Source organism: Halorubrum sp. AJ67 (assembly GCF_000513435.1).
This window is the reverse complement of record NZ_CBVY010000012.1, coordinates 109,506-117,668: the sequence shown is the minus strand read 5'-3', so window position 1 is coordinate 117,668 and position 8,163 is coordinate 109,506. Positions and strand designations below refer to the sequence as shown.

Below are 8,163 nucleotides of genomic sequence, written 5' to 3'. Positions count from 1 at the left end.
AAGTGGTTTGCGCCCGACGGGCGCGTCGCGGGGCCGCGCTCGGGACACCGGGAATTATGGTTCGGTCGACCGATCCGAGGGCATGGCACTCGCAGCGCCCGACCTCTCGGGTTCGACGGCGTTCATCACGGGGACGACTCGCGGCATCGGAAAGCAGATCGCGCTCGCGCTCGCCGACCACGGCTGTGACGTCGTCTCGACGGGGAAGACGACCGACGAGGACGACACCGAGCTGGAGGGGTCGATCGAGCAGACGGCCCGCGAGGTGCGCGAGCGCGGGGCCGAGGCGCTCGCGTGCGAACTCGACCTCCGCGACGAGGACCGCGTGGAGGCGGTCGTCGAGGAGGCGATCGACCACTTCGGGGAGATCGACATCGTGATCAACAACGCGAGCGCCATCCAGCTGGCGAACGTCGCCGACCTGCCGGCCGACCGGTTCGACCTCCTGACCGACGTGAACGTCCGCGGCAGCCACCTCGTCGCGCACGCGTTCGCGGACCACCTCGCGGAGCGTGACGGGGCGTGGCTCCTGTCGAACTCGCCGCCGGTCGTGACCGACCGCTCGCCGGGGAAAGCGCCGTACGCGTGGTCGAAGCTCGGGATGTCGTTCATCACGCTCTCGCTCGCCGAGGAGCTGGGTAGCGACGACGTCGGCTGTAACACGTTCTGGCCCGTGACGACCATCGACACCCGCGCGACCCGCTACTTCGGACTCGGGACCGAGGACGACTGGCGCACTCCAGAGATCGTCTCCGACGCGGTGCTGGAGATCCTCGCGCGCGACCCGGCGGAGTGTACGGGCAACAGCTTCTACGACGAGGAGCTGCTCCGCGAGGCGGGCGTGGCCGACTTCGCTGCGTACAACCTCACCGACGGCGACCCGGCACCGATGTCGGCGCGCATGTTCGACACCGAGTTCGAACGCGAGGCGTGAGCGTCTCCGTCGAGGTGCGGCCCCGACGCGCCGCCGGGTCGAGCGCGTCGACGGCGTCGGTCGACTGAATCGACCGTCGCGAGCGCCACCCGTAGCGACGCGGTCGGGCAGGAGATATACGGCCGCACGACCTTCGGGACGTATGGCGACGACCTGCGCGCTCTGTCGTCGTGTCGTTCCGGACGGGCGGATCGACGACCCGCAGGTCGTCCAAGAACACCATCTCCGGCCGGAAGAGCGGGCGACCAGCCCTACGGTAATGCTCTGTCGGCCGTGTCACGACCAGGTCCACGCGCTGCTCACCAACGCCGAGCTGCGGGAGACGTACGACACCGTCGAGGCGCTCCGGTCGGCGGACCGCCTCCGGGGATACCTCGATTGGATCCGCGGGACGGAGAAGCTCGACATCGACATCACGACGAGCGGCCATGTTCGCGACCGACGCTGAATCGGTCGGACGGCCGGGAGCGTCGCGGGCGTCGCGGGCGTCGCGGTTCACGGCGGCGGCGGACCGTCGGGCGAAACGCACTTGATCGCGCGTCCCGTAGATCGCGTACGAATGCCTTCTCGCAGCGCGGAGCTGGTGATCGAGACGTGGCAGGTCCGCGAGCGTTCCCTCCCCCGCGTGCCGCCGGACGGGTGGGAGACGATCGACCGGCTCCGCGAAGCGGTGTGTCTCGCGGTGGCGTGTGCGGTCGAGGGCGTCGAGGACATCGAGTCGTTCGAGGGGCCGGCCGCGGAGCGCGAGCGGTTCGAGGCGACGGTGACCGCGGACTCGATCGGCCACGAACACGTCCGGATCGCGAGCCCGACTTCGGCGGGATCGTCGACGGACGACGGGGCTGATCCGTCGGAGCTCTCGGACGCGCGCGGGGAGGGCTTCGACGAGACGACCGAGCAGTTCGACCTCGACGACGCCCTCGACCGGTTGTAGGAACCGGCCTCGTCGCCGCGTCGAACCGCGGAGGGCGGCGTTCAAATGGCCGCAGAGCGAAGCGGACGCGTGACGGACGATTCGGCTCCCGACGACAGACCGGAGGTACCGACCGTCTCGTGTGCTCGCTGTGACCGCGAGTGGGACCTCGACCGCGAGCTCGACGAGATTCCGCCGGGCGGCCACGCGATAGAGCAGTTCGCGCTCGACCACGAGCGCCACACCGGCCACTACCCGGACGACGTGACGCCGTGGACCGTCCGGTGTCGACGCTGCCCCGACGGCGAGCGGTTCCTCTCGGAGCGGCCCGCGCGACGCTGGGCGGAGACGCACGCGCGACACACGCGCCACACCGTCGATATCGAAGCGCCGACCGGCGACGACGGCGTCGTCACCGCGTCCGACGAGTGACCGCGGGAGGCGTCCGGATCGGCGTCGAATCCGAGACGGGACGGGAGAGTGGGGTGACGGGCGTCGGTCCGATTTTCCCCGTTGATATCCGCGGCAGTAAGTTCATAAAGGGAATCGCCCTCTCCACGAGCAACCAGCAACCGATCTGAACGGGTGCGAGGTTGTCTTCGGCGTCGACGATGCCGGCCGGGTATCTCGACATCCCGCTCCTTGGGCGCTGGGTTCAAATTATGAAACCAAGCAACCAGTCGAACGCGGACGACAGGGCAGTGAGTCCCGTTATCGGCGTCATCCTCATGGTCGCGATCACCGTCATTCTGGCGGCCGTTATCGGGACGTTCGTGCTCGGACTCGGCGATCAGTTAGGCGACACCGCGCCGCAGGCGAGTTTTACCGTGGATGAAGTGACAGTGAACGAAACTGGTACGCCTAGTGACGTGAACGTCAGCATCACAAAGACGGGCGGTCAGGACTTGGATCCGAACCAGATCACCGTTTCCATTGACGGGAGCAGAAGCGGAACCGTCGCAGAGGGGTCCGATGTAACAGACACGTGGCAGAGCGGGACCACAGCGGTCGTGGGACCGATCGGTGAAGACTACGAGAGCGATGACACGGTGGAAGTCAGGCTCATCCACGATCCCAGCGGGAACGCGATATTCGAGGATACGGCAACGGTCAGCTGAAGCCCCAAAGTAGCGTTCAACCGTTCTTTTCGAATTTTTGAATGTGGGTCGACAGCGTTACCGACCCGTCTACTTCAACACACACAATTGATGTTCATGGGAAGGAACAAGCCGTAGATTCCGTGTATCAGAAGATAAACCAACTATTTCAGCCCCATAGCCAAGTTTCTCCGTTGATATTCACGCCAGTAAGTACATAAGGTAGTCCGGCGTATACAGTAGTAACCAGCAACCGATCCGAACGGACTCGGGTCGACTCCGGCGTCGATAGCGACGTCCGAGTCGTCCGGGGTCTCGTTCGGCGGTGGCCGCTGGGTTCAAACTATGAAACCAAGCAACCAATCCAACGCAGAAGACAGGGCAGTGAGTCCCGTCATCGGCGTTATCCTCATGGTCGCGATCACCGTCATCCTGGCGGCCGTTATCGGGACGTTCGTTCTCGGACTCGGCGATCAGTTAGGTGACACCGCGCCGCAGGCGAGCTTCACAATCGACGACAATAGCACGCAAACGATCAATATAACTAAAACGGGCGGTCAGTCGCTCGATGCGGGAGATCTCGTACTCTCCGTTGACGGTGAGAGAGTCAACTCATCCTTCCCGGGCGATACTTGGGAAACCGGTGAACGGAAGGAGATCACTAAGGTGGACGATGCCGAGAGTCCAGCGGACTGGAACAGCGGTGAGGCTACCGTTCGGATCATCCACGACCCGAGCGGGAACGCGATCTTCGAGCGGACGTGGGACTTCAGCTAATCGCATAGTTCCTTTATTTTCACCTGCGGCTTTCTGTTTCTGCTCGCGACCGCAACGCAATCATACAGGCATTTAGTTGCCAGATTCCCGCAGAATTCGACTCGCTACGATTGTGAATGTTCTAGTTCGACTGAATTAGGTACACGAGCAGGGATTCAGCCGAGAATCCGCCAGTAAGCGAGATCGTCCCGTCGACCAACCAAAACGAGGATCGCCGTGAGCTACGACCCGGCGATCGTCGGTCGGTACGGGAAGCTCGTCGAGCTGTGGGCGACCGACCACTATCCGCTGACGCTCGACTATCCGGTCGTGGACGGACTGAAGTTCGACGCGACGGACCGCGGCGGCCGGCCGTGGGACGTGAAAGGCTCGATGGTGAACGGCGTCCGACCGACGTTCAAGTTCTGGGAGGACCAGCACGAGACGCTCGCGGACGCTGACGGCGGGTATGCGCTCGTGTGGTACCGGGCAGAGGGTCGGGAGATAACCATCGTATCGTCCCGGACGGTGAGGGCTCGGGATTTAGAGATCACGAACTGGACGAATCCCGGTAAGACGCACCATCGGAGTCATTCGCGGGAGGCACAGTTACATTCTGGACAACTACAACTCTGTAATAAATCCAAGTAACTTCGGTGTCGTTACTGCTCCGGACGACATTATAATCAAAACAACCATTTCCCGGCAGTGTCCTCATATGATTATGTCATCTCTGAATGACATAATCCCGCAATCGATCTTGGAACGAAGCTTGGCGTTTAAATCACTTGTATTGATTTCTGGAGCAATCTTATTGTTGATTAGCACGCTCATACGTCCTGAATATCCTCGATTATGGATTGTGCTCTTTCTATTGGGGGCACTAATTGAATGGCTAGTTACTGCTACTGTGTATGTAGAAATGAGTCAGATTGAGTCTAATATAGGCGAAGCCAAATCCGAAATTGACTCGACTAAGAAGCGTGCTAAAACGATCAAATCTGAGATCGAGGAAACACAAAGTGAAGTGATGGAGACTAAAAGCGAAGTAGAGGGAATACAAGAAGACACCTTTTCATTTATTTCTGACTCTCAAGGGATGGGTGGAAGGAGTCTTGAGGAACGTGTTAGCAATTTAGAGGATGAGGTCGGTGTCGGCCGCGGAGGAGGGAGAGGAAGTTTGAGTCGTAGAGTGAGCGATTTGGAGGACAGGATCGACGATATACAGCGAGGTTTTTAGTCTTATGTGCCTCTGTTGAAATCCTCAAGGATTGATAGGTTCTGTCCCGGTTCCGGTCAGTACATATAAAGAACACATCGGAGAGTAAATAAAAACAGCGTAAATACTACCTTGATAGGAAATGACAATCAGACATGAGTAAACCAAAACAAACAGACGACTTGGATCCTCGTAGCGTGGATCTCGCTAAGTTCATCCAAGACAGATCCGCGCTTCTTGTTGTTATGGGTGTGTTCGCCGCCGTCGCCGTGTACATCACGCAAGCCGCGCCGACTATCGGGACAAGTACTAACCCGGAACTCATGTACGCGATCGGTTTCGTTTCCGCGCTCGGAATGACACTACTGTTACTCTATCTCGTGTATAAGGAACTCGCCGTCGAAGCCGGGTCTTGGCATAACCTACACCGCGCCCACTACCGTCTCGATAACCTTCGCCTCGCACTCTTCAGCTTATTCAACGCGATGCTCGTCCTCTCTATTTCGTTCCTCATCACACGGTACGAACCTGTCATTTTCATCTTGGTGCTCGTCGCTACACTGTTCGCGGGCGGCGGGATAGTGCTTCGACTCTTGTACTACGTCGGCGGGCTCCTCCCCGAGTCCGCTTGGGCTCGCATCCCGGCGATATTCACTCTAAGTCTCGTCACTATGCTCATCTCAACCTTCGTTATCACGGAGTACCTCGCTGGCATCGAGATTAGCACAATCCACGAAATGTCGCTCACTGAACCGGTACCTGTAGCAATCGGCGTCGCGTACATCCTCGTCATATCGATACGCTCAGTCGCTGCGCTCGGTGTCCTCGCTTCATTCGCTTCGATACCACTCGTCGCGTTCGATAAGATCCGTGGGACATCTCCGTACGATAATCCGGAGTGACTGGTCTATCCGCACTTTTCAGCGAGCAGTCGTTTCAGGCGAGAATGTGCCTGAAGAAGAGGATTTCAACAGAGCCTCTTATGTCATAATTTTCGAGCGCACCGCAGGTGTGCGGACATTCTCGCGAAAGTCGAGGTGGTACCTTAGAATCTGTGGCCTTCGCCACACCTCTAACCGCCAACCGACCCTCCGGTGTCGGTTCGGCGTCGACGACCAGCTCGTCGAGTCGAGATCCCCGCTTGTGTTGCGGTTGAGATCGTCTCGATCCCACCGGTCGAGAAGGTCGATCCCGTCGAAAACAGCCGAAAAAAGGAAAGTAGCGTTACCACTCGCGAGGGCCGCGCTACTGGAGCGTCCGGCCCTTCCCCCACGCGGACCGCGCAGGCCGACTATTCGCACCCGTCTCGTCGCGGTCGTGCGTCACCGCCTCTTTGCGTCGCTCGCGACTCGAGTCCGTCCGGTATCGCTTCGGTCGCGACACCGACGCCGACCACGCTCATCAGCGAGATTTCACGGACACACGCGAGGCTCGGACCCGTTCCGAACATCATCGGTAGCCGACCAATTTACGGCGGGAAAGGCGCAACTGGCACTACGTCGCTGTCGAACGACCCAACCTGTAAGCCGTGAGGCGGCTGAGATCGAGAGGAATAGAAACACCGAAAGACACAGTATTCTGTGAAAGTATAGGTTTCTGTATGCCGAGCATCACGGTCAACGTCGACGACGATCTGAAAGCGCGTATGGAGAGACACCCCGAGATCAACTGGAGCGAGGTCACTCGACAGGCGATAGAAGAGAAGATTGAAGCCCTCGAAGTACTGGACGAGCTCGCCGGTGAGAGCGAACTCACCGAGACCGATGTCCGGGAGATCGCCGACAAGATCAACGAAAGTGGACGCAAACGTGTCGACGAGGAATCAGCGTAAACTCGGCGATGAAGTTGGTTGTCGACGCGAACGTCGTCATCTCGGCACTCATCGCCGACTCGAAGACGCGAGAACTCATCGTCACGCTTGAGCCGGACCTGCTGACACCTGCGTTCGTCCGCGACGAGATCGGGAACTACCGGGGTCTGATCGTAGAGAAGTCCGGGATGGAACCGGACCGAGTGGCACAGTTCGTCGACCTTCTGTTCCGGTACATCGATATCGTCCCCGCGGACGACTTCTATCCGGCTATCGATCGGGCGGACGACGCGATCGGTGACACCGATCCGGACGATGTGCTCTATCTTGCGTGTGCGATTGCTGCTGGAGCGGCGATCTGGAGCGATGACACCGACTTCGAGGAGCAGAATCTGGTCGAGACGTACTCGACGAGCGACGTGATCGGCTCGTTCGAGACACGCTGATGGAATACAGACATCCACCGAAGAGGAAGCGGAAACCGTGTCACCGCTCGACGGCGTGATGGAGGACACCCGGCGGGATCTGGTCCGGCGGGTCGCGGCGGACGACCGCGATTCGAACCGGGACCTCTACGACGCCCTCGAAGACGGATAACACTGTTACTGGTCGTTACGTGGAGTTATACTGTCGTTGTGAGATTAGAAGCCAACGACCGCGACGGGATCCACGCGAGCGAACGCAGTGAGCGAGCGTGGAGCCAGTCGCGCCCGTGTTCGAGCGAGCGAAGCGATGCGAGAACACGGGCGCGACGGGATTTGAACCCGCGGCATCTTGGTCCGGAACCAAGTGCTCTGTCCGCTGAGCTACGCGCCCTCACGAGCGGATATCCGCGGCGAGCGTTTAACGCTTCTGACTCGGGTCGTCTCCGGGCGACCGCGGGTCGGTTTGCCACTCCAAGAGGTCGGATTCGGTATCGACCGGACCGTCCGTGTTGCCGGGGTCCGACTTGACGGCGTAGACGATCCGCGCCGCCCGCTAGTTATCACATCTGATTCTAGCGGCACGCAGCTTTATCACCCCGCGTTCGTATCATCGGTAGAACTGACCGTGACGCTCCGTCCATCCGACACGTCGACGCCCGGCCGCGGCGGCGACGAGGGAGAGGTCCCCGACACAGACGAGCGAACCGCGACCGACGCACCGGCCAACGCCCGAGACGGGTTCGTCCCTCCAGCCGAACGCGCCGAGACCGACGGGTCGCCGAGTACCTCCGCCGGTATCGACCGAGCGTCGGGAGGCGTCGGCGGGACGCCCGCGAATGGCGCGTCGCGTCCTCGCGAGGCCGATCGATTCCTCCTCGCCGTCGCCGTTGACGGCGAAGTGCTGTTCGCCGGGCCGTCGGTGCCGGACGTCGTCGGCGTGGAGCGCGAGGCGCTCGTCGGGACCGACCTCCTCGACCGCGTCCACCCGGGTGACCGAGTCGCGGGAGGC

11 protein-coding genes and 1 tRNA gene are annotated in these 8,163 nt (G+C 60.7%); 11 read left to right on the top strand and 1 reads right to left on the bottom strand.

The genetic code is table 11. The features are described 5' to 3' along the window. Nucleotides 1-82 precede the first annotated feature (82 nt). From BN903_RS10855 to BN903_RS10810, 11 genes are all read left to right on the top strand, one after another. Nucleotides 83-934: an SDR family oxidoreductase gene (locus tag BN903_RS10855; RefSeq protein ID WP_048077741.1), complete on the top strand. Its 852-nt coding sequence runs from the start codon at nt 83-85 to the stop codon at nt 932-934. 142 nt (nt 935-1,076) lie between these two features. Continuing rightward, nucleotides 1,077-1,382, top strand: coding sequence for a hypothetical protein (locus BN903_RS10850; protein ID WP_079890642.1), 306 nt, complete (start codon nt 1,077-1,079; stop codon nt 1,380-1,382). Nucleotides 1,383-1,493: 111 nt separating this feature from the next. Next, nucleotides 1,494-1,868: a hypothetical protein gene (locus BN903_RS10845; protein ID WP_048077740.1), complete on the top strand. Its 375-nt coding sequence runs from the start codon at nt 1,494-1,496 to the stop codon at nt 1,866-1,868. A 45-nt stretch (nt 1,869-1,913) separates the two neighbouring features. Further along, nucleotides 1,914-2,279, top strand: coding sequence for a hypothetical protein (locus BN903_RS10840; protein WP_195155782.1), 366 nt, complete (start codon nt 1,914-1,916; stop codon nt 2,277-2,279). 230 nt (nt 2,280-2,509) lie between these two features. Beyond that, a complete protein-coding gene (locus tag BN903_RS10835) occupies nt 2,510-2,965 on the top strand; it encodes a type IV pilin (RefSeq protein WP_048077759.1) in 456 nt (151 codons plus the stop codon). 324 nt (nt 2,966-3,289) lie between these two features. After that, nucleotides 3,290-3,721, top strand: a complete 432-nt coding sequence (locus BN903_RS10830; protein WP_048077739.1) for a type IV pilin — start codon at nt 3,290-3,292, stop codon at nt 3,719-3,721. Between the two features lie 216 nt (nt 3,722-3,937). Further along, complete coding sequence (locus BN903_RS10825) at nt 3,938-4,351, top strand: hypothetical protein (protein WP_048077738.1); 414 nt, start codon at nt 3,938-3,940, stop codon at nt 4,349-4,351. 73 nt (nt 4,352-4,424) lie between these two features. Beyond that, the gene (locus BN903_RS16860) at nt 4,425-4,940 is read left to right on the top strand and encodes a hypothetical protein (RefSeq protein WP_195155781.1); all 516 of its coding nucleotides are present in this window, start codon (nt 4,425-4,427) and stop codon (nt 4,938-4,940) included. Nucleotides 4,941-5,074: 134 nt separating this feature from the next. Further along, nucleotides 5,075-5,821 (top strand): hypothetical protein, encoded by a 747-nt coding sequence (locus BN903_RS10820; RefSeq protein WP_048077737.1) that lies wholly within the window; start codon nt 5,075-5,077, stop codon nt 5,819-5,821. Between the two features lie 698 nt (nt 5,822-6,519). Then, nucleotides 6,520-6,750, top strand: coding sequence for a hypothetical protein (locus tag BN903_RS10815; RefSeq protein ID WP_048077736.1), 231 nt, complete (start codon nt 6,520-6,522; stop codon nt 6,748-6,750). An 8-nt stretch (nt 6,751-6,758) separates the two neighbouring features. Then, nucleotides 6,759-7,175: a PIN domain-containing protein gene (locus tag BN903_RS10810; RefSeq protein ID WP_048077735.1), complete on the top strand. Its 417-nt coding sequence runs from the start codon at nt 6,759-6,761 to the stop codon at nt 7,173-7,175. A gap of 297 nt (nt 7,176-7,472) precedes the next feature. Here BN903_RS10810 and BN903_RS10805 read toward each other — a convergent pair. Continuing rightward, nucleotides 7,473-7,545: transfer RNA gene (locus BN903_RS10805), tRNA-Arg, on the bottom strand. Nucleotides 7,546-8,163 lie beyond the last annotated feature (618 nt).